This is a genomic window from Rhodopseudomonas palustris BisB18 (assembly GCF_000013745.1).
Lineage (GTDB): Bacteria > Pseudomonadota > Alphaproteobacteria > Rhizobiales > Xanthobacteraceae > Rhodopseudomonas_A > Rhodopseudomonas_A palustris_F.
In genome coordinates, this window is record NC_007925.1 from 4,299,787 (window position 1) to 4,322,725 (window position 22,939).

At 58.6% G+C, this 22,939-nt stretch carries 19 protein-coding genes, 3 pseudogenes and 1 other annotated feature; of the genes and pseudogenes, 12 read left to right on the forward strand and 10 right to left on the reverse strand.

All coding sequences use genetic code 11. From position 1 onward, the window contains the following. Positions 1-124 precede the first annotated feature (124 nt). The 8 genes and pseudogenes from RPC_RS19380 to RPC_RS25170 all read left to right on the forward strand — a co-directional run bounded on the left by RPC_RS19380 (position 125) and on the right by RPC_RS25170 (position 9,815). Positions 125-1,365: pseudogene (locus RPC_RS19380) on the forward strand (IS3 family transposase). Positions 1,366-1,933: 568 nt separating this feature from the next. Beyond that, the gene (locus RPC_RS19385) at positions 1,934-2,785 is read left to right on the forward strand and encodes an endonuclease/exonuclease/phosphatase family protein (protein WP_041802088.1); all 852 of its coding nucleotides are present in this window, start codon (positions 1,934-1,936) and stop codon (positions 2,783-2,785) included. 231 nt (positions 2,786-3,016) lie between these two features. Then, positions 3,017-3,976: a phosphoenolpyruvate mutase gene (gene aepX / locus RPC_RS19390; RefSeq protein ID WP_011474282.1), complete on the forward strand. Its 960-nt coding sequence runs from the start codon at positions 3,017-3,019 to the stop codon at positions 3,974-3,976. Between the two features lie 86 nt (positions 3,977-4,062). Continuing rightward, entirely contained in the window at positions 4,063-5,151 is a 1,089-nt protein-coding gene (locus RPC_RS19395) for a 2-aminoethylphosphonate aminotransferase (protein ID WP_167532083.1), read from the forward strand. A gap of 20 nt (positions 5,152-5,171) precedes the next feature. Continuing rightward, on the forward strand, positions 5,172-5,936 hold the full coding sequence (locus RPC_RS19400) for a phosphocholine cytidylyltransferase family protein (RefSeq protein ID WP_011474284.1): 765 nt from the start codon (positions 5,172-5,174) through the stop codon (positions 5,934-5,936). A gap of 33 nt (positions 5,937-5,969) precedes the next feature. Then, entirely contained in the window at positions 5,970-7,928 is a 1,959-nt protein-coding gene (gene asnB, locus RPC_RS19405) for an asparagine synthase (glutamine-hydrolyzing) (protein WP_011474285.1), read from the forward strand. After that, positions 7,912-9,018 (forward strand): hypothetical protein, encoded by a 1,107-nt coding sequence (locus RPC_RS19410; RefSeq protein ID WP_011474286.1) that lies wholly within the window; start codon positions 7,912-7,914, stop codon positions 9,016-9,018. Before asnB ends, RPC_RS19410 begins: the two co-directional genes overlap by 17 nt. A 38-nt stretch (positions 9,019-9,056) precedes the next feature. Further along, complete coding sequence (locus tag RPC_RS25170; RefSeq protein ID WP_011474287.1) at positions 9,057-9,815, forward strand: metallophosphoesterase; 759 nt, start codon at positions 9,057-9,059, stop codon at positions 9,813-9,815. Positions 9,816-9,897: 82 nt separating this feature from the next. Here RPC_RS25170 and RPC_RS19420 read toward each other — a convergent pair whose 3' ends face one another. From RPC_RS19420 to RPC_RS19435, 4 genes are read right to left on the reverse strand one after another with little or no spacing between them, the layout of a single operon-like run. After that, positions 9,898-11,097, reverse strand: coding sequence for a hypothetical protein (locus RPC_RS19420; RefSeq protein ID WP_157043256.1), 1,200 nt, complete (start codon positions 11,095-11,097; stop codon positions 9,898-9,900). A gap of 3 nt (positions 11,098-11,100) precedes the next feature. Then, complete coding sequence (locus tag RPC_RS19425; RefSeq protein WP_011474289.1) at positions 11,101-12,129, reverse strand: transketolase family protein; 1,029 nt, start codon at positions 12,127-12,129, stop codon at positions 11,101-11,103. Then, the gene (locus tag RPC_RS19430) at positions 12,126-12,965 is read right to left on the reverse strand and encodes a transketolase (protein WP_011474290.1); all 840 of its coding nucleotides are present in this window, start codon (positions 12,963-12,965) and stop codon (positions 12,126-12,128) included. Before RPC_RS19430 ends, RPC_RS19425 begins: the two co-directional genes overlap by 4 nt. A gap of 3 nt (positions 12,966-12,968) precedes the next feature. After that, on the reverse strand, positions 12,969-13,460 hold the full coding sequence (locus RPC_RS19435; RefSeq protein WP_011474291.1) for a cupin domain-containing protein: 492 nt from the start codon (positions 13,458-13,460) through the stop codon (positions 12,969-12,971). A 96-nt stretch (positions 13,461-13,556) separates the two neighbouring features. Here RPC_RS19435 and RPC_RS26550 point away from each other — a divergent pair, with 96 nt between their 5' ends. Next, on the forward strand, positions 13,557-14,489 hold the full coding sequence (locus tag RPC_RS26550) for a hypothetical protein (protein WP_011474292.1): 933 nt from the start codon (positions 13,557-13,559) through the stop codon (positions 14,487-14,489). Between the two features lie 22 nt (positions 14,490-14,511). Then, positions 14,512-15,423 carry a phytanoyl-CoA dioxygenase family protein gene (locus tag RPC_RS19445; protein ID WP_041802101.1) on the forward strand — a complete coding sequence of 304 codons (912 nt, stop codon included), beginning with the start codon at positions 14,512-14,514 and terminating at the stop codon, positions 15,421-15,423. A 51-nt stretch (positions 15,424-15,474) separates the two neighbouring features. On the opposite strand, the gene RPC_RS19450 is transcribed toward RPC_RS19445, so the two are convergent. The 4 genes from RPC_RS19450 to RPC_RS19465 all read right to left on the reverse strand — a co-directional run bounded on the left by RPC_RS19450 (position 15,475) and on the right by RPC_RS19465 (position 19,603). Next, positions 15,475-16,617 (reverse strand): hypothetical protein, encoded by a 1,143-nt coding sequence (locus RPC_RS19450; protein ID WP_011474294.1) that lies wholly within the window; start codon positions 16,615-16,617, stop codon positions 15,475-15,477. Between the two features lie 116 nt (positions 16,618-16,733). Next, a complete protein-coding gene (locus RPC_RS25645; protein ID WP_415914748.1) occupies positions 16,734-17,639 on the reverse strand; it encodes a hypothetical protein in 906 nt (301 codons plus the stop codon). Between the two features lie 3 nt (positions 17,640-17,642). Continuing rightward, the gene (locus RPC_RS19460) at positions 17,643-17,894 is read right to left on the reverse strand and encodes a hypothetical protein (protein WP_011474296.1); all 252 of its coding nucleotides are present in this window, start codon (positions 17,892-17,894) and stop codon (positions 17,643-17,645) included. A gap of 131 nt (positions 17,895-18,025) precedes the next feature. Then, on the reverse strand, positions 18,026-19,603 hold the full coding sequence (locus RPC_RS19465) for a GMC family oxidoreductase (protein ID WP_011474297.1): 1,578 nt from the start codon (positions 19,601-19,603) through the stop codon (positions 18,026-18,028). A 247-nt stretch (positions 19,604-19,850) separates the two neighbouring features. Between RPC_RS19465 and RPC_RS19470 the strand changes: the two are divergent. Further along, a pseudogene (locus tag RPC_RS19470) lies at positions 19,851-21,064 on the forward strand (IS3 family transposase). Here RPC_RS19470 and RPC_RS25650 read toward each other — a convergent pair. Then, positions 21,055-21,859: pseudogene (locus tag RPC_RS25650) on the reverse strand (IS3 family transposase); the annotation flags it as partial. The pseudogenes RPC_RS19470 and RPC_RS25650 overlap by 10 nt on opposite strands. Further along, positions 21,458-21,578: a sequence feature (AL1L pseudoknot), on the reverse strand. (Overlaps the previous pseudogene by 121 nt.) On the opposite strand from RPC_RS25650, the gene RPC_RS25175 reads away from it, so the two are divergent. Beyond that, positions 21,837-22,274, forward strand: a complete 438-nt coding sequence (locus RPC_RS25175) for a LysR family transcriptional regulator (RefSeq protein WP_049766134.1) — start codon at positions 21,837-21,839, stop codon at positions 22,272-22,274. The pseudogene RPC_RS25650 and the gene RPC_RS25175 overlap by 23 nt on opposite strands. 423 nt (positions 22,275-22,697) lie before the next feature. Here RPC_RS25175 and RPC_RS25655 read toward each other — a convergent pair whose 3' ends face one another. Next, positions 22,698-22,937 (reverse strand): DUF2274 domain-containing protein, encoded by a 240-nt coding sequence (locus RPC_RS25655; RefSeq protein ID WP_011474299.1) that lies wholly within the window; start codon positions 22,935-22,937, stop codon positions 22,698-22,700. Positions 22,938-22,939 lie beyond the last annotated feature (2 nt).

Here is a 22,939-nt window from a genome sequence, read left to right on the forward strand (position 1 = left end):
GAGCGGGACGAATCCCGACAACTCGGCGGCGAGTACGCCGCCTTTCGATCGTTTGTGCCGATGACCTGCCCCTGCCGATTTCCTCCAGTTGAAGTTAGAGTCCGGCCTTCTGAAGGACGGACAGATGAAGCGAGCCAGGTTTACGGAAGAGCAGATTATCGGCGTTTTGCGGGAGCATGAGGCGGGGGCGAAGGCCGCCGATTTGGCACGCAAGCACGGCGTCTCGGAAGCGACGCTGTACAATTGGAAGGCCAAGTTCGGCGGCATGGATGTCTCGGAGGCGAAGCGGCTGCGGCAGCTCGAGGATGAGAATGCCAAGCTGAAGAAGCTGCTGGCCGAACAGATGCTGGATGCCGCGGCGTTGCGCGAGCTTCTGTCAAAAAATGGTAGGGCCCGCCGCCCGGCGCGACGCAGTCGCGCATCTGCAGGCCGAACTGGGCCTGTCAGAACGGCGGGCCAGCACCATCGTCAGCGCCGACCGCAAGATGATCCGGTACCGGTCGTGCCGGGCGCCGGACATCGAACTGCGGGAGCAACTGCGAGAGCTCGCCAACGCTCGCCGGCGCTTTGGCTATCGTCGGCTGTTTGTGCTGCTGCGGCAACAAGGCGAGCCGTCCGGGCTGAACCGGATCTATCGGCTGTATCGCGAGGAGGCTCAGCGTGCGCAAGCGCCGGGCCCGCCGCCGCGCGGTCGGAACACGGGCGCCGATCCTGGTCGAGGCGCTGCCGAACGCCCGCTGGTCGCTGGATTTTGTCCATGACCAGTTTGCCAATGGCCGCCGCTACCGGATCCTGAACATCGTCGATGACGTGACTCGGGAATGCCTGGCGTCGATCCCCGACATCTCGATCCCCGGGCTGCGGGTGGCGCGCGAACTGACGGCATTGATAGATCGCCGCGGCAAGCCCGGCCTGATCGTCTCGGACAACGGCACCGAATTCACCTGCAACGCGATGCTGACCTGGGCTGAGCAGCATGTCGTCGCCTGGCACTTCATCGCACCGGGAAAGCCGATGCAGAACGGCTTCTGTGAAAGCTTCAACGGCCGGATGCGTGACGAGTTGCTTAACGAAACCCTGTTCTTCGGCCTCGATCACGCCCGCGCCAGGATCGCGGCCTGGGTCGATGACTACAACCGCCAACGCCCGCATTCCTCGCTGGGCTACCTGACGCCTGCGGCCTATGCCGCCACCCTCACCGCAACGTGCGATCGGCTGCGCAACCCCGACCAGCTACGCCGATCGCACATTGCTCACCCCGCGCCGCAAGGCGTAACATCCGCCGAGACTCTAAACGCAACTGGAGGAAAGTTCAGGGGCAGGTCACCGAGAACCGGGTTTGTTGGTGCGCTGCACAAACGCTGACCGACTTGATCTCTAGACTAAGCGAAAATCAGGTCGGGGCCTCGAAAGTCCCAAGCGAGCGGCCAGGTTCCAATCCGATTCTTTATCCGACCAACGGTGCCAGGCTCAATCGTTTTTGCTCCCTCGCCGCTCGAGCGACGATGCCTGCGGGCAGCCCCGTTCCTCGCACATATCCGGAGAGTCTTGGCGCTTCAGAAATCGACTGCCCTTGCCCTAGCCATCGACGACGAATTGGTTCGCGAAATGCGGCACGGTCTCTATCCGTTCGCCTCGGCCAATCTCGCGCTCAGCGAAGAGAGTACATTCACAAAAGGTGCGCGACGCGCTTGGTGGTGAGTGCCTCAACTCGCTAAAGCAAAAGCTCATGCGCCACTGAGAAGTTCACCCGGCCGGATGGAATCGCCAGTCGCCGTTAAATAGCATTTACTGCAACTTGCAATCCAGCGTTTTCTCGACTACCTTTCTTTTCCGTCAGCGTGTGCTGCACACTTTTATTTGCGTCCAATGCGAGGTTGCTCGCGACGTCAAACGGCACGGGCCACGAAATCAAAGCGTTAAGGGGAAGAGAATGGGCACTCTGCGCGTGGGGTCGCTCAACACCGGGTTGTCGGTTTGGAAGATCGATCTTCAACAATGGCGACTAAGAGCTGCGCAACTCTCGAAACTGATTGGCGATCTCTCGCTGGACGTAGTGCTACTCCAGGAAATCTGGCGTATCAAATGGGATGAGACGACCGATGAAATGAAGACGTTCCTGACAGGCCTTGGATTGTCAGGAGATCAAAACAAGGATGACGTCCTTGCAGCCGCCTTGGGCAGCGGCTTTCAGGTCAGGTCATCTCTTGTCCCTTCATTTGATAGGGGGCGGCGAGAGCCTGGTCTGTATTGGGGACTTACGATCGTGTCGCGATTTCCAATCGAGCAGGTGGAGAAAAAGGAGTTATCGTATTCCAAGTTCGATCGCTGGCCACGCATCGCGCAGTCTGGAAAGATCAAACTGGCCAATGGCGATTCTTCGATTTTTGTCAATGTGCACCTGCCCGCCGAGAGTCACGAATCCCGCTTGGGGCTCGGCCTGGAAACGCTTTCGTTCTCCCGTTCGCTGGGTGCCCCGACTTTGTGCATTGGAGGAGACATGAACGCGGGGCCACAAGCAGGTCCGGTCCAAATTTTTATGACGGAGTATTCTGACTGCTGGTCGAGCGGATCGACACGCGTTGTAAAATTTGAAGGCAACGAGTCGCGAGCCGGCAGCGCGCTGTATCGAACGGTCGCAGAAGGACGAATCGATTACCTTCTGGCGGACAAGATGGCTCGTATCACCTCCTCGACCTATCTGTATGGTGATTACGGCAGCGCTCCACTCTCCGATCATCCCTTCGTCATCGCGGAAATCGAATCGGCTCCCGGCGCCGAATAGGAAGTTTGTGACAGAGCCCGTACAAGTTTTTGTGTAATGGTTGCGATCGTCAGGCCCGAGCGCGCGCTCTGGGAGAGACTTCGGATGTCCCCGCCGTCGTTTGGTTCATTGGCCGATCGGTGCGAACACCATGAGGCTGTCCGATCCGGACGATTTCGATTGTTGTATCACCTAAAATAGTCCAGTATTAATAATACCACTCGCTCTTCTCAGGTGACCCCCTTGAGTAACATGGCGGATTGGAAGGCAAAGTATTCAGCAAGCGAAAGTTTGCGCGAACTACTCCATAACGGCTCGCTATCATTTGCCATGGAGGCGCACAACGGATTGTCGGCAATAATAGCGGAGAAGGCCGGCTTTGAAGTGATTTGGGCCTCGGGGCTGGCGATTTCGGCATCGTTAGGTCTGCGCGATTCAAACGAAGCCACGTGGTGTCAGGTTCTAACCATCGCGGAGTTCATGGCAGATGCCGTGGAAATCCCGATTATTCTCGATGGAGATTCCGGCCACGGAAATTTCAACACGGTGCGGCGCCTTGTCCGGAAAGCCTGCGATCGTCGTATCGCGGGAGTTTGCTTGGAAGACAAACTTTTCCCTAAAATGAACTCTTTCATCCAAAGCGGACAAATTTTGGCGAACGTCGACGAGTTTGCCGGGCGCATAATGGCAGCGAAGGACACACAGACTAGCGCCGCGTTTACCGTCATCGCCCGAACTGAGGCACTCATTGCTGGACGATCCCTTGCTGAGGCACTGGATCGTGCCAGTACTTATGCTTCGGCGGGCGCCGATGCGATCGTAATTCATTCGGCGAAGTCAACTGCCGACGAAGTTCTGGCTTTCGCAGATGCATGGGCAAATCGATGCCCGCTGATCATCATTCCTACAAAATACTATACGACACCCACGCAGCTTTTTCGACAAGCGCGTATCTCTCTGGCAATCTGGGCAAATCACTCGCTGCGAGCTTCCGTGGCGTCGATGCAGGCCGTTTGCAGCCGCATCGTGCGGGAGCAGTCGGTCAAGGGCGTCGAACCTAGTATTTCCAAGCTGGAGACGATTTTCGATCTTCTCAAATATGATGAGCTTTTGGCCGCTGAACAGCGGTATTTTCCGGCGAATGGAGCTTTGACCCCGGGCATCCCTCGGGTGCCAAAAAATATCGTCTCGGCGACGAAGCCGGCAGAATGACGGTCGCTGCGATATTCCGCCGATCGATTTGAAGCCACTTGCCGCACAGAGGACTCGACGTGACAAAGGAAATACCGAGGACCCGATTGTTGTTCAATCCCGGGCCAGTGTCGGTTGCAGCGGATGTCCGCGATGCTTTGCTCTGCCTCGACATGAATCACCGCGAACTAATCTTCGTCGATGTCCTGGACCGTGTTCGTCGCGGCTTGACGGACTTGCTCGGTGGATCGGATAACTTCACTTGCATACCGATTGTCGCATCGGGATCCGGCGCCAACGAAGCCGTCATTTCGTCCCTTGAGGGCCCCGTCCTCGTGCTTGTGGCAGGGCGTTACTCGGAACGTTTGGCTTTGATTTGCGAGCGATTGGGGTTGGAAACCACTCGGGAGAATTTTGACCCGTTGCGCGGAGTTGAATTCGATCGTATCGCCGAAGCTCTTGGCGCACAGGAACATTTCCGATCGCTCTGCTTCGTACATCACGAAACGACAACCAGCGTGCTCGCGCCGCTGCGGGACATTTGTCGCCTCGCCCGATCGCGCGGTGTGGTTACGTTCGTTGATACGGTAAGCAGCGTCTTCGCCCACCCCATCAACGTTGAAGAGGACGACGTCGACTACATCACCTTAACGGCGAACAAGGGTCTCGAGGGATTGCCCGGGTTATCATTCGTGGTGGCACGACGGGACTTGATCGCCGGCTCAGCCGGGCGCTCGCGCAGCTTTTACTTCGATCTGCATCAGCAATGGAGCCGGATGGAAGGTGAAGGAAAACCACCATTCACTCACCCCGCCCCGCTCTATTTTGCCACTGCCCGTGCCATCGAACGGCTCCAGGCGGAGACCGTTCCGGGTCGGATCTCGCGCTACAGCGACAATCGCGCCTATCTCCGGGATCGCTTGGCCGCAGTAGGTATCAACCCCTACCCACTGGCGCCCGAACGATGCAGCAATTCGCTTTTGCTGACGTATCGTCCGCGCGACTTTGACTTCGATGGTATCCAGAGCGCACTCGCGATGCGTGACATTGTCATCTATACTGACCAAAGTACACTGGCGAAAGATCTGATGTTCTTCTCGACGATGGGCCAAATCGATCGCGGATGCATTGACACTCTGGTGGAAGCGCTTTGCGACGTGTGGCGCGGATCGGGGCGCTTGGTATCGGCGAGCTGAACGACACAAAGCGAGGAAAAATGTCCGAGATCGCGGCGATTATCCTTGCAGCAGGCCGCGGCAGCCGCCTTGGACCTCGGACGAGTGATCGTCCAAAGTGCCTCGTTCAGGTGGCAGGCCGCGCTATTATCGATTATGCGCTGGACGCCCTGCAGGCGGCGGGGATTGGGGAGGTGGTCATTGTTGTGGGTTATCGCGAGGATCAGGTGCGGGACTACCTGGCGCGTCACTGGCCTTCGCTCAATGCAAAATTTGTCGTCAATGACCATTATCTGCAAACCGGAACGGCCCAATCATTACAGCTCGGACTCGCGGCGCTCGGTCGCGGCAACGATACGCTGATTGTCGAAGGTGATGTCGCCTTCGAACCATCCCTGCTGCTGCGGCTGCTTGCTGCCCCGGGCAAGGTCAAGACGGCCGTTCAAAGTTATCGAGAGGATCTTTCCGGAACCTTCGTCGCGATCGATGACAGGGATCAAGTGGTAGATTGGCTGCATGCTTCTCACCAGCCCTCCGATTTCCTGATCGCATCCCATAGCAAGACCGTCAATGTACATCTTTTCCGCGCTGGCCACGCGTCGACAATACTTTTGCTTGCATTAGAGACGACGCTTTCCCAGGAAGGCCTTCAGGCGCCGATCGAATATGCGATGCGGCGCATCGTCCAGGCTGAGGAGCCGGTGCGAGCCGTCTTCGCCGATGATCTACGTTGGTACGAAGTCGATGATGAACAGGACTTGCAGCGTGCGAACAGCCTGATGTGTCGCTACAACGCGCCACCCTGACCCTGCATCGCGCCAATTGGATGAAGCCGGAATATGTGTGGTTTTGTTGCTGCGATCGCTTTGACCGATCATGCGTCGATCGATCGGCGTTCAGTCGAGCTTGCGACCGATCTTCTTGGCCATCGCGGGCCGGATGCTTCAAACCTCGTGCACGACAGCCAGTTCTCCTTCGGTCACCGGCGACTGAGCATCATTGATCTCGGCGCGCGTTCCGATCAGCCATTCAGCGATCCATCGGAAAGCGTAACGCTCGTTTACAATGGCGAGATCTACAACTATCGCGAATTGCGGCGCGAACTTGCCGCAAAAGGCGCGCAATTCCGCACAACCGGTGACACGGAGGTCGTGCTGCAGGCGTACCTCATTTGGGGTGACGACTTGGTCCATCATCTTGACGGTATCTTCGCTTTCGTCTTGTTCGACCGCAGGCGGCGGCGTGCGCTCGTTGTGCGCGATCCGCTCGGCGTCAAGCCGGTCTACTACGCGCGTCACGGCGATATTCTGCTGGTCGGCTCGGAGCCGAAAGCGATCACGGCGTTCAACGGGTTCAAGGTCTCGCTCGACGCCGCGACGATTTCGGCATTTCTTACGTTTCGTTATGCAATCGAGGCCGAACAGTGGATTTGCGGCGTGCTCCAATTGTTGCCAGGACATCGCCTGCGTGTCGAATCTGGTCGCGTGGACAATTCAGCTTACTGGCGCGTCGAGGCGGCGCGACCGTGTGTCGCTGGTGCGGAGGGGGTCGCTGCCGCCATTCGGCATGCGGTCAGCAGCCAACTCTTATCCGATGTTCCAGTCGGTCTGCTGTTATCGGGTGGCGTCGATTCGAGCGTTATTGCGGCCGCGGCGACGGTCGCGACGGAGGCATTGGGCGAGCCGCCGTTGCGTGCCTATACGGCGGCGTTAGCGGATTCACGATGTGACGAGACGCGTTACGCGGCGGAAGTGGCGACTCATTTGAATATTCCGCTGACACCGGTTGCGGTAGAGCCTTTGGTGTTGCGGGAGACCGTCGACATGCTGGTCAACTGTCGCGATGGTCCGCTGGGAATGCACAATGAGATCGCCATGTTTGCGCTCGCATCAGCGGTGCGGCGCGACGCAAAGGTTCTGCTATGCGGGGAGGGCGCCGACGAAACGTTCGCTGGTTACACACGATTGTTTCGCCTGCCATTCGACATCGCTCGCATCCGCGGCCTCAGTCGGTTGCCCGCGGTCGTCCGGGGCCCTTTAGCTCGTGCCATTGATGTTCCCGAATTTTGCCCGACGGACCCGATGTCGCTCTTCTTCGAGCGGTACGGGTATTTTTCGCAGCACGAGAAAGCAGAGCTCTTTCGTCCCGAAGTTTGGGAAGCCATCGATCACGACCGTCGTCTGTGGTCCTACATCGACGATCGATTGCGGCCATCGGCCGATCGTCCATTGATCGATCGAATTGGTCATTTCTTTGTCGGGTTACACCTGCCGGGCCTTCTTGGGATGATCGATGGAACCACTATGGCGGCAGGCGTCGAGGCACGTGTTCCATTCTGCGACCGTCGTCTGGTCGAACTTGCGCTCTCTCTCCCGCAACAGGACAAAATCATGTGGCGATCCCGGCTGCACGGGATCCGTGCTGCGTTTCAGCCTATCGCCAGGTTCAGCGAGCAGGCCGATTGCAGCAAGGTCGTCATCCGCAGGATTTATGGCGAGAGCCTCCCCAAGAACGTTACGTCACGCCGCAAGATGGGATTTCCAACGCCACTGAGGGCCTGGATATGGGGACAGCTGGCCGAGTTGCGGCAGGACATGCTGGAGTCGGCAGCGTCCCCACTGTTCATGTATTTCCGCGAACAGCCCATTCGGTGCTGGTTGGAGAAGTCTCGCCGCGGCGACGACGGACCGAGCCGCAAGCTTTGGATGCTGATGACGCTCGGTGTCTTTCTGTCGGGGCTAACCCATGGTGCCACTCGGTCTGGTCGTGCAAAGGAATATCATGAAGCCCATTATTGAAATCGGATATGGCCCAACGCGGCTCGTTCTCGTTTGTGCCCAGGACATCCTGGTTCGCATCAGGGATGAGCTCGAGCCGTTTTTTACGTTCGGCGTGGCCGAACCGGGCGCCAGCACAATTGCGACTTTGGAGGTTCACGAATCTGCGCTCCATGCCGCACCATCAGATGACGGTGTTGTCGTCGAGGTCGATACGAGCCTATATAAGCACCTGGCTTCGTCCGGTTGCCGTTGGGGCGACGAAAGTCGGTTCGTGGTGCGAATTGACTTGACGGGCACACATTTGCAGTTTGATCGCGAGGCTTCGATCATCGAGCTTTGGCAACCCGACCGGGACCGCGCGATTATCGACACGGTACGGACCATCAAGAGCCTGTTTACCCCCGCTCTTGAATGCGCTGGCTGCGTACAGCTTCACAGTTCTGGGGTCGTCGATGCCGACGGCGGCATTCTCATCCTCGGCGATATGTGGCAAGGAAAGACCACGCTATTGTTGGATTTTCTTGCGTCCTTTGTCGTTGCGGAACTGAGCTGCGATACAATCGTCGCCTGGCCGGGAGATGATGGAGGCGTAGCGGCCCGCGGATGGCCTTCGCCCTTCAGCATGTCTCAGGGCACGATGTCGGACCATCCCCAGCTCTATCCCTTCTATCCAGCCGAGCAGCGGAAAGTCCCTTATGATACACGGTGGCGTGAGCGAAAGAAGACCGTCTTGACGTCCGCGCAAGTTGTCGGCCTGTTCGAAACGTCACTGACGGCAGCCGTGCCGCATGTTCATAGTGTGGTGATCGTCCGCTTTCAGCCCGAACAGGAGACGCGGATAGACGCTGTCAAATCCGAGGTGGAACTAGTTGCCCACTTGCAGGGAGTCTATCTAGGCAGCCGAGATCCGATCTATCACAACTGGCACCAATACGTGACCTGTTCCGACTGCAAGATCAATGCGAATATCATCACTATCGCCCGTGCGTTGCTGCAATCTGCGGACGTTTATGTAATGACTTGGGCGCCGAGTGCTATCAGTCTGCTTAAGCGGATTCCCCGGTTCGCGCGCCTGCACAAGTCGATGCGGGACATCGTGGAATATTGATGCCATCCGGACTGATCGGTGAAGGTTAAGCCCGAGCAATGAAGATTATCGTCATCAATGATCTTCATCTCGTCCCGGAGGGCGAACTGGTGCGCGGACAGGACACCAATAAGGCGTTTGAGTGCGGATGGCGGGAAATCGCGCCGCTGGTCGAATGTGCCGATCTCGTCGTTGTGAATGGCGACGTTGCGCATAACGCCTCGGTCGAAGGATATCGCCGGTTTCGCCGGGCCACGCAGGAGATCAAGTCCAAGCTCATGGTGACGGTCGGTAATCACGACGATCGCGAGCGGCTGGCGATTGAACTTGGAGCCGCGCATCTGGACAACACGGGCTACGTCCAAGCGGCACACCACGCTGCCGCAAGCGTTGTCCTTCTTGATACGCTTGTCCCAGGCCGACCCGAAGGTGCGCTTTGTGCTGTCCGGCTCGCTTGGCTGCGCGAACAGCTCGATCTGGCGGCGGAGCGGCCTGTGATCGCGATCATGCATCACCCGCCGTTGAATCTCGGGGTCGACGCGCTTGACGAGGTCGCGCTGCTCGATGGGTGTGATGCATTGCTGGAGCTTTTATCTCGGCGTTCGGCGCCAGTGACGTTGCTCGCAGGTCACCACCACATCTCTGCGAGCGGCCGTATCGGCCCTATTTCATACTGTATTTGTCCAGCGTTTTCCGGCCCCCCGGCACGGTTCGGGTTGTGGGGCCATGCGCCGAACTTCGGCCCGGGGGCCAACGGTGCCTGTGCACTCACGGTCCGTCAGGATGGTCGGGTCGACGTCCGCACCGTGATGTGTTAGCCGCCCATCGCGAAACTGGTTCGAACAGGTGCAGATGACAAGCAAATGACACGGCAGCGCCCACATGGGCCCGGACGACGTGTTATTCCGGTCTTTTTAAGATCGCAGGCAGCGCCGGCCATTTCGACGCGCGGCCTGCCGGGTCGGCGCTTGCCTGCAAGGAACTGCGTCGTGGCCGTAAATCGGGCACGTCGGTCAGCAGATCATCGAGTGCCGGAGCCCACTCCATCCTCAGCGCAGTCATAGTGGAAGGCGCGATGAGCATGTTGATGAGCTGTGCGAGAATGGAATCTCGGTCGACTGTTCCAAGGCCCATCCAATCAGTGTAATTGGGGTTCTGACTGCCCTGGATATAGAGGCCGATCTCGTCGCAAAGCTCGTCCCGGCTGATCGTGGTTAATCGGGGCACGAGATCCTTGCCGAAGCGCGGCAAGATGATCGTTGAAATAACGGCCTGTGGCTGGATCTGTCGATCAAATAGTTCCGCGGCTTCGGTCGGGTATATGGCAATCTTTTCGTAGACCTTCCACAACTGGTCGCCGTGGTCCAATAGATGGCGCAACGCCGACGGGAACAGGTGTGTGAGTTCCTCCTGGGTCGCTACGGTGGCAGCGGCGACTTTAAAGAAGCTCGGCCAACCCCGCACGATGACTGAAGCATCCTCTAGCCACAGCACGACATTGTCGTTGGCGAGCTTACTCACGTCAAACAGCTTCAACAAGCGGCAGAGCGAGGTGGTTTTCCCAGACCCTTTGTTGCCAACGAGCAGAATAGCCTTGGCGCCGACGGCCACTGCGCTTGCGTGGATGAAAACAGCACCGCGCGATTCGAGTGCAGCGACGCACGCATCTTCGATGATTCGTAGCAGCGGCACGCGCAATGTCAGTTCATCTTGGCCGGTTACAACTGCACGCCTCCGTTCGCGATCGATGCAAACATCCACGGCAAACGGATCCAAGTGAACCATTCGTGTTGAACCGCGATCGATCCAGAAGCCCTTGCAACGAAGAAATCCACCGGATCGATCGACTTCGACCTCGCTGCATTGGCGAGCGTCGATTCTGGACTCGCATGCCCCGATAACGACTTCGACGTCGAGGGCGAGCAAGGCATCGCCTGTGGAATCGACCATCTCGAAATATGGTGAAAAGTACATATCGAGGAACGACCATAACACCAAGGACGAGTGCGCAGCGCTGACCCGGATAGCGACCCCTCCGAACCGAAACACCGTGACCCGGGCGAGGCCCGCCGACGATCGCGTTCCCTCCGTGACGATCACCGCTTATCTCCCGGTCGAACAGTTCGACGCGGGCACGCCCGCGTCGGCCTCCCCGTGCACCTGAACTGCAACATCAAGGACCGTTTTGGCGGTCTCGCATAGGCGGCGCGCTGTGAACCCGAACTTATCGAGAAGATCGCGCCAGGGTCCGGTCTCGCCAAATCGATCCTGCATCGCGACGCAGGTGATTGCCGCACCGGTCGCCGACATTGCGACAGCCACCGCGTCGCGCAATCCGCCCGAACTCAGACTCTCCTCGACCGTAATCAGTTGGTGACAACCGCCTATCGCCGAGCATAACGCGGTTGTTGGAAACGGCTTAAGCGTGGCCAGGCCAATGACCCGGGTTTCGATACCGCATTTGCGCAACTGGGCAGCCGCCTCCAAGCATTCATAAGTGACATAACCGGTCGCGATGAATGCCAGTTCTTTGCCGTCGCCCCATTGCGAGACGGCACCAATATCAAATGACTGATCTGCGGGCATGAATACCGGCGTGGGCTCCTTTTGCAGACGCAGATAGACCGGTCCGAGCATGGCGTAAGCGGCCCGAATTGCGCCCTTGGCTTGATTGAAATCGAACGGATTGAGAACAGTCATATTGGGAAGCAACCGCATCATGGCGATATCCTCAATGCCCTGATGCGAGCCCCCGTCGAAGGAGGCGGCGAGCCCGCCATGCGTAGCCACGATTTTCACGTCGAGATTAGCGAAAGATACGGACTGCCGGATCTGATCGAATGCGCGACCAATGAAGATCGCATAAGTCGTCGCAAACGGTCTCAGGCCGCTGATCGCCAGCCCGGCCGCATGCCCAATCATATTCTGCTCCGCGATACCGAGGTTGAAGAACCTGTCTGGAAACCGACGCTGGAATTGATCGGTCGTAGTCGATCGGGAAAGATCGGCATCGAGAACCAGAAAATCGGCACCTTCTTCGGCCATTTCGATCAGCGTTTCGCCATAGGCGGCACGCAACGCCTTTGCCGTCGTCGCGCCGGCAAGCGCATCGTCAATCGATAACGTGATCATAGACCGTACGCCAGTTCGATGTCGGATAACGCAACACGGTATTCTTCAGGGGATAGCGGGTGATGATGCCACTTGACTTGGTCTTCCATGAAGCTGACGCCCTTTCCCTTGACGGTGCGCGCCACGATAAGTGATGGGCGATCCTGACGCGATTGTGCCACCTCGATGGCATGGTTGAGAGCCTGGAAATCATGGCCATCGACCTCGCAGCCGTGCCAGCCGAAGGCTTCTGCCTTGGCTACCAACGATTCGAGTGGAACGATTGATTCCGTCGGGCCGTCGTTCTGCAATCCGTTGCGATCGACGACGGCCAACAGGTTACCGAGGCGCAGCGCGTTCGCCACCATGAATGCCTCCCAGTTCTGGCCCTCCTGCATCTCGCCGTCACCCAGCAGGCAAACGACCCTCGAGCGCTGGCCGCGGATGCGCAGCCCGTGGGCGAGCCCGGCCGCGACCGACAGGCCTTGTCCGAGGGATCCGGTCGACGCGTCGATTCCCGGCAGAGCCGCCGCATTCGGGTGCCCTTGGAGACGAGAACCCAATCCACGCAACGTCGCCATCTCGGCGGTCGGAAAATATCCGGCGTGGGCAAGGGTCGCATAGAGCCCGGGGGCGCCGTGACCTTTGCTCAGGATGAAGCGATCGCGGTCCTCCCAGTGCGGGTGCTTCGGGTCGACGGCAAGATGCTTGAAATAAAACAGGACCAAAATCTCGATCATCGATAGCGAGCTTCCCGCATGACCGGTACCCGCATGCGCGATCGACTCAATCGTCAGGCGACGAACAATTTTTGCATTCGTCCGCAGATCGCTAATCTCTCGATTTGTCAGAGCCACAAGCTACTCCCGATGCGAGACCTGACCCAGTGGACGCCCGTAGCGATCGTCAATGCGCACCTTGTCGTCGATGTCTCCGGGCGCGAACAACTCGAGAAATTCGAGCTCTTCGGTTCCATCATTGGCTAACCGATGCGGCTCACCCGGGGTTGAACTCGCCATCCCGTCACGGTCGAGGATAATCGCGACGTCGCCGTGAAAGAAGCTCAAGGTGCCGCGGCGAACCAAGAACATTTCGCGGCGAACGCGGTGAAAATGCAGGCTCGTGCTTCGTCCCGGTAGCATCTGAACGAGTGAGATTCCGAAAGTGGGCCCGAGCACGACGATGATATTACGACCATATGGCTTGGTCAGCACGCGCTTTGCACGGCCTTCAAGAGTGCTCGACATAACCGGGAGCAGATCGATGAATGTGCTGATTGCCCCGGGATCAGCAATGCAACTGCGCTGCGCAATGTCGCCAAATCTAGTTTCAGCACTGCCCGTATTCGACACGATTTCCTCGCACGCCGACTATCAGGGTTACCGGTTATCTTGACAACCGCACGTTGTTTCGCATAGCTTTGTTTAATTCGCAAGGGTACGGCCGAGATGGCGGATACTGTTCCGAGTGCCGACAAGATTTTCATGGTGATGAACGCCCCGTTTGATCCAGCGTCGCATTCGAATAACGAGCTTTCGCCGAATGTCTGCTCGATGTTCGGTGTGGCCGATCCAGGCAGCGAATTTGATGATAGGCGATGTACTGATCGTGCGACCGATCGGATACTCGCCATGGCAAGCAGGGCATTAGCCCAAAGTGACTTTCGCCCCGCGGGCTCAGTTTATCTTGCGGCGTTGAAAGTGGCTCTCTGGGAAGAGCCTCCCGCCTTTGGCACCGACATCTATGCCGACAATTATCGTGTTGCGTCACTAGATGGCCAGTGGCTGGCAATCGCCTTGATAGCAAATGCCGAACGCGAGGGCGGTGTTGCCAGGCATGCGTGGTCGCTCGCCGCATTTTCCGCGGACTCCGAGGATCGGCAAGTTCTCAAGCGCCACGCGGTCAATGAATCGCGTAACACCCTCGCCTACTTGACGCTGCTGGATCTGTCGTTTCCGGAGGTCATCTCGTCGGCATTCCGACGGGAGCTGCACGAACTTTCTCCCGGGTACGCAATGGAGCAAGATCTAATCGTCGTTGACCAATCACCCGACTCAAGACCGCCAGCCCTCGATGATTTTTTGCAGATGAACATTGCCGGATTACGGACGGCGGTTCGCGTTGAGATGCTGCGGTCCGCCCTTGCCGTGCATTGTCCATTCGAAAATCTGCCTGCCGCGGCCACCGTGCAAGACATTATCCTTCGCAACGAGTTCCGGGATATTGCCAGTATCGGCATATTGATTGAACGCCGAGTTCATGGCCTGGAGGCTGTCGATATCTCGCGACTGTTCTGCAGGGGCTTGCGCGAGTTCAATCGCCGGACAAGCGAAGAGCCGATCGAATTCAGCTACCATCAGCGCTTTGGAAACTATCCCTAAAGGGCGGAAGGGGTTTCGTCAAATGAGGAGCTGCGATAGCATCATCTCCGAGGGGGCGGCGAAGCCGCAGCCCTACGCCATTACACCCTTGGAAGAGGCGCAGTTCCGCAGAGACGGATACTTGCTTCTGAGGTCGGCGGTACCGATGGCCGATGCGGCGTTTTTCCTTGGGGAGGTCGATCGGCTCGTTCGCGAGGCCAACAACATCGGTGCGGTTCTACGCGAGCCTTACTATCATGAGGGCTCGTATAAGCTCACCCGCATCCTGCGTTTGTCCACCGCATTCGATCAACTTGTCGACCACCCCGGATATTTTGGAAAACTGGTTTGTCTGATTGGCAGTCATATCCAACTTATGGGATCGGAAATATTCGTTCGAGGTGCGGCCCAAGGGACAATCACGGGGTTTCATACCGACTTGGGCGCCGGCCTGCAGAAAATCCTTCCCACTGACCAAAATGCGTTTCTTCAGATAAAGGCGCAGATTTTTCTGACCGATCTTTCCGTCCCCGATTGTAGCAACTTCGCGCTGATCCCGGGATCGCATCGCATGAGGGTAGCGGATTCGAACGAGCTTTGCATGATCAACGACGTCAACCGGCAGATCGGACCCGACGGATCGCTTCCCGCTCAAGCCATGCAGGTGCTGGCACGGCCCGGCGACGTCCTCCTCTTTCCGCATTCGCTATGGCATGCGGTCGCGCCAAATCGATCCGGACGGACACGATACAGTATCACGCTGCGATATGGGCAAATGGCGCTGCGCCCGTTTGAGCGTTTCGATCCGATTCTAGCCGACCATGGGCGAAAGCTGACCCCTCGTCAGCGCCGCCTGCTGGGTGACCTCGGCGAGGAGGGCGCCAGCCCGTATCGGCCCCGTTTCCAAGACGAAATCATGTGCAGAGATGAACAGCACTCGAGCGGTTGCTACTAAGGAGACCATTGATCTGTGACGGACAGGCGTCAGCTGCGTTTGCTGTTGCCGTTAGCCCGAGACCGGGTGAAAGGCTAGACCTGCCCGAGCGACCTCCGAGAGCAGATGATCAATGTGTCTTGCGCCTTCAGTCCGATGTCCGTAGACGACCATTTCGGCCTCATGGACGGTGGTTGTGCCGTCGCACAACAAAACGAGGGCGAATTCACGCGGCAGCACGTCGAGCGCCTCGCCGAATTCGTTTAGACGCGCCACGGTCACGCGCCCATCGACGAGGAAGAAGTCCACATCGAATTGCAGATGCGGCAAAATAGGCTCCGGGCCCTGCCGCGTGGACTGTGGCCAGTCGTTCAATTCCGGCTTGGCAACGGAATCGTTCACCAAATTAAGCTCGGCCCATAAGAACACCGCGCGGGCGAACGCGACGATGCGAAGCGCATGCTCTAGCGACAGCTTCTCGTCGGGTTGTGCCGGTGCGCGGTGCAGATTCCAAACGAGTTCGCCCGCTGTCAAGCCAGTCGGTCGCATCGTCAGGGCGTTCTCCCAGTCGAAAGGCACCCGCTCAAGCATGCGGCTTCGCCATTTCGTTAGTGGATTGGTCATTTTATAGCCCGCGCAAAGAGCGTCCGCGGCGTGACCTAGCACCTCCTGGGCGGCGAATCCCAGCGAGCGATAGTCCCGGTTCTCTCGATATCCGACCAAGTCGACCTGAATCGTTCGCGCCATCTGGCGGGCAACATGAAATTTCAGGCGGGCCAGGCTGATGCTTTGCGGTATCGGCATCGCGACGCGATCGCCATGCCCGCTGTAAAGCGGTACGCCATGAAGAACCCGGTGTAACAACGTGCGCTCGTCGAGCGTAAACTTAACGGCCTGCGTGACGTTCCACGGCGCTCGCGACCAGCTCTCAAAGCGAGAAAATAGATCCCCGTACTCGGTCGAACGGAGCGCTCTCAAATCGATCAGGCATTTCCCGACGACCAGAACCACGGAGTCGTGCGCCGGCATAGCGCCTTCGGCACGGGGAGTTATCAAAAACAGGTCCAGGTCGGATTTGCTGTTTCCAAGACCTTCGACAATCGAGCCCACAGCGAGCAACGTGTCACCCGCCTCCAGTCCAACGGTTTCGGCCACTTTTGCCACGACGGCTGCGACGTCAGCGCCTCTTAGGCGCAAAAACTCATCCATGTTCATCGAAGCGGCATGACCATTTGCTGGATTTTAGGGGCGGAATCAAGCCGGCTATCATGACGATTCCGCGAAGCTCTGCACCTCTGCAAGAGGTGATGTCGTTTGGGTCGCGCCGGGGCTTATGCATCGGCGGGAGGTGCTGGCGCTGCCTTGGCCCGGCACGATGGTCGCTTGGCGCAGCAGGCGACGTTACAGTCAAAAATCTTCTCACCAAGCTCTTCCGTGGTGATAAGATTGAAGTCGCGAAAACGCTTGGAGAACAAGGCTGGAACTTCGTTGCGCGCGGCACTCTGCGCTTTGCGTTCGATCAACGCGGCCGTGTAGGCGACATGATAAAGTTCATCTCGCAGCAAGGATTGCTGAATCATTCGTGCCTGCGAACGATTCTCCGGAGAGCAATGCTCGGCGAGTGCCTGGCGTTGCATGAGATGGTGAATTGCGGTTCGGATTTCGGCAATGTTCATTTGTAGAAAGTCATCGACGGATGGCGGCTTCGCGTAGGGGGACCCCGCAACGGCTACAAGCGCCTGATGCATAGCGTATCCGGGAGAAAGTGCGTTCAGTTCCTGCCGAAACGCCGGCGAGACTGTACCCGGAAAAGAGAGATCCAGTAACGCCAGATAGGCCAAGGCGTGACGCGATTCATCGACGGCGTGGCGCTTGAGAAGCTGTTGTTCTTCACGGTCGCTGGAGCAGGCGCCAAGGGACCAGAGGCGCTTGGCGCCGTCTCCTTCTCGTTCGGCATTCGTTATCAGGGAGATCGCCATCCATTGGGGATCTTTGGACGCAGCGTGATAAATCTTCGCATATTCGTCCGTGTCGAACGGCGGCGGTTCTTCCAAAAGCGCCCCATTCAGAGCCGCCAAATACAAGGGGCACTCGGCGCTTGGACCGAGCCGATCAAGCGCAGCACGTGCGACAGCCCCAACCTTCTCACCTGGCGGTACAGAATTCAGGCGAGCATATAAATCAGTGCTGACGTCAAAGTCGCTGCGGGGATATGCGAGGCTGGCGATCACACCCACACGCTAGTTCGCTGGGGCGCCGTCAGCCCGTTGCGAGATCGGATCGAACGGAGCGTTCACCGCCACGAAAGCCATCTCCGCATTTGGAAACTTCTTCGCCATCTCATTGAGACTGGCTTGATCCAATTCCACCTTGCCGTTTACGATTCGCCCAATCACCTGAACCTTGCGGCCTTGTTGCTCAAGACCACCTACGGCCGTTCGCGTAGTTTCCGAAACCTGTACGCCGTGGACTGCGGTCATCTTTTCAACCATCGTACACCTCCGAGTTTGGACACCTTCCGCATGCTACAATAGGTAGAAACTATTCACAATGAAACGTCTAGTCAAGCCACTTCCTTCTTCACCGATACTTGCGCTGCGATACCGGAGATCGAAAGGGGACGCTACGGCGCAACTGTTGCACATGCTGCGGTTGTGAGCTGCCCCGCGCCGACGATAAAATCGCCGCATCGCCCACCGATTGTGATCGCCGGACAATTTGTGTTGCCCGACGTGACGGTCGGCATGATAGAGGCGTCCGCGACCCGCAGCGCGCCGACGCCATAGACCTGCAATCGCGGATTGACCACGGCCCCCGGATCGCTTTGCGGTCCCATCTTGCAGGTGCCGACGAAATGGAAATCCGGAACCGACGACTGATTCATATAGTCGATCAGTTGCGCGTCGGTGACTACATTGGGCCCTGGAGAAAGTTCTGCTCCGAGCCAGCTGGAAGACGCCGCAAATTCGTTCGCCATCTGACGCGCCAACTTCAGTCCCTGCAGGGACAGATTCACGTCACTCGGGTTGCACAGGAGCATCGGCTGAATCAGCGGCCGTGCCAACGGGTCTGATGAGGCCAGGCTCAGGGTGCCGCGACTCGCCGGGTGAAGTACGATGTTGCCGATTGCGAAGGAGTTCGGCGGAAATCCCGGATTTGCAGCCATGTAGAACGTCTGCGTCTGGTAGTCCGGCGGCGCGTTCGCATTGCCCGCAAACACGCCGTTGTCCATGACCGAGAAGTGATTCGGGTCGATTGTTTGCAACGCGCGCACCACGAACACGACGAGCTGATCCTGTAGATTCTGCCCGACCCCGGACAACGGCACCAGGCAGTTGATGCCGAAATTGGCGAGCTGTTGCGGATCGCCGATGCCCGAAAGCATCAGGAGTTGCGGCGAACGTATCGTCCCCGCGCACAAGATGGCCTCGACGTTGACTCCGACATCAAAGAACGCGTCCACGATGAAGAGCTGAACACCGACAACGTTGTTGTTCCCGTCGAGCTGCAGCTTGGTTGCGATCGCTCCATTTGCGATCACGAGGCGAGGGTCATTGATGCCAGGCTGAATCATGGTGGAGAACGCGTCCTGGCGAAAACCGAAGATTGGCGGATCGGTCTGCAAGACATTCAACTGCGTATAGAACACGCCGTTCTGCACACCGCTGTTGTAGTCCGCATTGGTAGCGAAGCCCATATTAGCCATGGCGGTCATGAACGCGTTGGATACTGGGTTCTGCGACAGCGCATTGGTAATATTGATGGGCCCGGTCGTGCCGCGGTTTGGTCCGCCGCCAGCGTAATTCTCGGTGCGGGTGAACACCGGTAGCAAGCTGTTGTAGTCCCATCCGACGCAACCGTTGGCCGCCCAGCCGTCGTAATCCAACGGATTACCCCGCACCCACACCATGCCGTTGATCGAACTGCCGCCACCGTTGACGCAGCCGGCGTCGTAATCCATGGGCTGGCCGTCCATGCAGCCCTGTGGCTCCGATTTGTCGTTCCAGTCGTAGACCGTCCCGCGCAGCGACATCGCCCGGGTGAAATCTTGGATTTCCGGAACGTTGTTGCTGCCGCCGGCTTCAATCAACAGGATCGTATTGTTGATGTTGCTGGACAGCAGGCGATTGACCAGTGCGCACCCGGCCGCGCCCGCTCCGATCACGACATAATCGAAGCTCACCTTGCCGGTTTTGATCATGTCCAACACGGGGCTGGGCGCGGAATTCCGTTGGCGGAACAGCTCGGCGCTGGCGCTATCGAATGGAGGAAGTACACGGCCGACACGGTTGTAAAGCACAGCTCACCCCCGATAATCATGTAGATTGCATATAAAGCAGAATACAACTATTATCATACCTCGAAATGCAAGGCAATGTAGCCACTGACCTGCCCCTGCCGATTTCCTCCAGTTGAAGTTAGAGTCCGGCCTTCTGAAGGACGGACAGATGAAGCGAGCCAGGTTTACGGAAGAGCAGATTATCGGCGTTTTGCGGGAGCATGAGGCGGGGGCGAAGGCCGCCGATTTGGCACGCAAGCACGGCGTCTCGGAAGCGACGCTGTACAATTGGAAGGCCAAGTTCGGCGGCATGGATGTCTCGGAGGCGAAGCGGCTGCGGCAGCTCGAGGATGAGAATGCCAAGCTGAAGAAGCTGCTGGCCGAACAGATGCTGGATGCCGCGGCGTTGCGCGAGCTTCTGTCAAAAAATGGTAGGGCCCGCCGCCCGGCGCGACGCAGTCGCGCATCTGCAGGCCGAACTGGGCCTGTCAGAACGGCGGGCCAGCACCATCGTCAGCGCCGACCGCAAGATGATCCGGTACCGGTCGTGCCGGGCGCCGGACATCGAACTGCGGGAGCAACTGCGAGAGCTCGCCAACGCTCGCCGGCGCTTTGGCTATCGTCGGCTGTTTGTGCTGCTGCGGCAACAAGGCGAGCCGTCCGGGCTGAACCGGATCTATCGGCTGTATCGCGAGGAGGCTCAGCGTGCGCAAGCGCCGGGCCCGCCGCCGCGCGGTCGGAACACGGGCGCCGATCCTGGTCGAGGCGCTGCCGAACGCCCGCTGGTCGCTGGATTTTGTCCATGACCAGTTTGCCAATGGCCGCCGCTACCGGATCCTGAACATCGTCGATGACGTGACTCGGGAATGCCTGGCGTCGATCCCCGACATCTCGATCCCCGGGCTGCGGGTGGCGCGCGAACTGACGGCATTGATAGATCGCCGCGGCAAGCCCGGCCTGATCGTCTCGGACAACGGCACCGAATTCACCTGCAACGCGATGCTGACCTGGGCTGAGCAGCATGTCGTCGCCTGGCACTTCATCGCACCGGGAAAGCCGATGCAGAACGGCTTCTGTGAAAGCTTCAACGGCCGGATGCGTGACGAGTTGCTTAACGAAACCCTGTTCTTCGGCCTCGATCACGCCCGCGCCAGGATCGCGGCCTGGGTCGATGACTACAACCGCCAACGCCCGCATTCCTCGCTGGGCTACCTGACGCCTGCGGCCTATGCCGCCACCCTCACCGCAACGTGCGATCGGCTGCGCAACCCCGACCAGCTACGCCGATCGCACATTGCTCACCCCGCGCCGCAAGGCGTAACATCCGCCGAGACTCTAAACGCAACTGGAGGAAAGTTCAGGGGCAGGTCACTGCGGGCATAGGCGTCGATGACAAAGGCGACGTAGACGAATCCGGTCCAGGGTGCGACATAGGTGAATTCGGACAGCCTCACATGACATTGGGCCTGGGCGCCTTGAACTGGCGGTTGACGTGATCGAGCGGGCATGGCGCAGCCTTGTCGCTGACTGTGGTTTTGATGGGTTTGCCGCGGATCACCCCTTGCAAACCCATCTCCCGCATCAACCGCGACACCGTACAACGGGCGACATCCAAGCCTTCGCGCTTGAGCTGCCGCCAGACTTTGCGCACGCCATAGACGGCGAAGTTCTGGTCGAACACGCGTCGAACCTCGATCTTCAGCGCGGCATCCTGCCTGGAGCGCCCGACAGCCTGGCGGGATCGCGCCGCTTGGCGAAATGAGCGTGGTAGGTCGAAGGGGCGACCGACCGGCAAGACCTTGCAGATCGGCTCGACCCCATGCGCCTCACGATGATCGTCAATGAAAGAGATCATGCCTTGGACCGGCGGTCGAGCTCCGCCGTCGCAAAATAAGCGCTTGCCTTGCGCAGGATCTCGTTGGCCTGCCGAAGCTCGCGGTTCTCCCGCTCCAGCGCCTTCAGCTTCTCGACCATTGGTCGGAACGCCGGCCCGCCGCCCGCTGGCGACTTCCGCCTTCTTGGCCCAGTCATGCAGCGTCTGCGAGGTGCACCCGATCTTGGCCGCGATCGATGTCACCGCCGCCCAGCGCGAGGGATGCTCGCTCGCATGAGCCAGAACCATCCGAACCGCACGGGCCCCACCTCGGGTGAAAACTTGTTCGTCGTCGTGCTCGTCATGGCTCCATCCTCTCAGGAATTGGAGCCTCCGGCAAACCCGGGGCCGGTTCAGTCCAAATTGAGCCGCAACATTCAGCAACTTGAGCAACGGATCGATTTGATCCTGTTCGAGCGCTCAAGCACCGGTGTTAAAGTCACCCGGGCGGATCGCGACTTCCTCCACACGGCCAAGTCAATTCTTGATCAGATGGATTTGCTCGTGAGAAGCGCACACAGCGCTAGCTGCGGTGAAGCCGGTCGACTGGTAATCGGCCTTTTCACCTCACTGTCTGCCGGCGACCTGCGCGCGACATTGCAATACTTTGTCAGCCATTATCCGCGGATCGAGATAGGGATAATCGAACGGTCGCGAATGCGGTTGTTGACAGCCCATCGCAATGGAGCAATCGACAGCGGGCGAAACACCGCCGCTTAACATGTTGACGATGCTGCTTTGGAACGAGCGAATTGTGATCGCCTTGCCCGAAGGGCATCGGCTAACAGCAAACGATGCGATCCATTCGACGGAGCTCCACGGCGAACATTTTTGATGACCCGGCACGATCCCGCACCCGCAATCCAAGACCTTCTTGCCACAAGTTCGGCTGCCCGGGACGACCGATTAAAAAAACGTGCAGTACGATGTGAGCCGCGGAACCATCAACTGCCTGGTCGGCGCCGGGTTTGGCATCAGCTTGGTGTCCGAGTCCTGTATTGGCGCAAATTATATCGGGTTGGTCTATCGCGTGGCCCATGACGATAGACGATACTGGCGAAATCCGCATCGGCTATTGCGCTCATTGGCGTGCCAACAACGACAACCCCGCTCTGGCGAGTTCCTGAAGCTGCTGGGTGACCGTTATGGTTTTCTTCCGGACACAGATTGCGCGCGGCGCGCTTTCGCGAAGGCACGGTCAGCCGCCATGAACCGCGCCAGCATAGGTCCCACAAGTTTTGCGGGTTCTGCAATCGACTGCCCGGTCTCGCGCGCGAGCACCTCGGCATAGGCGGTAATATCACGATGGGTGCTCGCTGACAATTCAACCGTGATCCTCACCGGCTTTTCATCTGCGATCGCTCCCAGCTTAAGCTTTGCCATGT

Bases quoted from the DNA above. Each gene is read 5' to 3' on its own strand.
- RPC_RS19450 (WP_011474294.1), bottom strand. From the start codon at position 16,617: ATGAACATGGATGAGTTTTTGCGCCTAAGAGGCGCTGACGTCGCAGCC.
- RPC_RS25655 (WP_011474299.1), bottom strand. From the start codon at position 22,937: ATGGCAAAGCTTAAGCTGGGAGCGATCGCAGATGAAAAGCCGGTGAGG.
- RPC_RS19385 (WP_041802088.1), top strand. From the start codon at position 1,934: ATGGGCACTCTGCGCGTGGGGTCGCTCAACACCGGGTTGTCGGTTTGG.
- RPC_RS26550 (WP_011474292.1), top strand. From the start codon at position 13,557: ATGGCGGATACTGTTCCGAGTGCCGACAAGATTTTCATGGTGATGAAC.
- asnB (WP_011474285.1), top strand. From the start codon at position 5,970: ATGTGTGGTTTTGTTGCTGCGATCGCTTTGACCGATCATGCGTCGATC.
- RPC_RS25170 (WP_011474287.1), top strand. From the start codon at position 9,057: ATGAAGATTATCGTCATCAATGATCTTCATCTCGTCCCGGAGGGCGAA.
- aepX (WP_011474282.1), top strand. From the start codon at position 3,017: ATGGCGGATTGGAAGGCAAAGTATTCAGCAAGCGAAAGTTTGCGCGAA.
- RPC_RS19465 (WP_011474297.1), bottom strand. From the start codon at position 19,603: ATGATCAAAACCGGCAAGGTGAGCTTCGATTATGTCGTGATCGGAGCG.
- RPC_RS19460 (WP_011474296.1), bottom strand. From the start codon at position 17,894: ATGGTTGAAAAGATGACCGCAGTCCACGGCGTACAGGTTTCGGAAACT.
- RPC_RS19425 (WP_011474289.1), bottom strand. From the start codon at position 12,129: ATGATCACGTTATCGATTGACGATGCGCTTGCCGGCGCGACGACGGCA.
- RPC_RS19410 (WP_011474286.1), top strand. From the start codon at position 7,912: ATGAAGCCCATTATTGAAATCGGATATGGCCCAACGCGGCTCGTTCTC.
- RPC_RS19445 (WP_041802101.1), top strand. From the start codon at position 14,512: ATGAGGAGCTGCGATAGCATCATCTCCGAGGGGGCGGCGAAGCCGCAG.
- RPC_RS19400 (WP_011474284.1), top strand. From the start codon at position 5,172: ATGTCCGAGATCGCGGCGATTATCCTTGCAGCAGGCCGCGGCAGCCGC.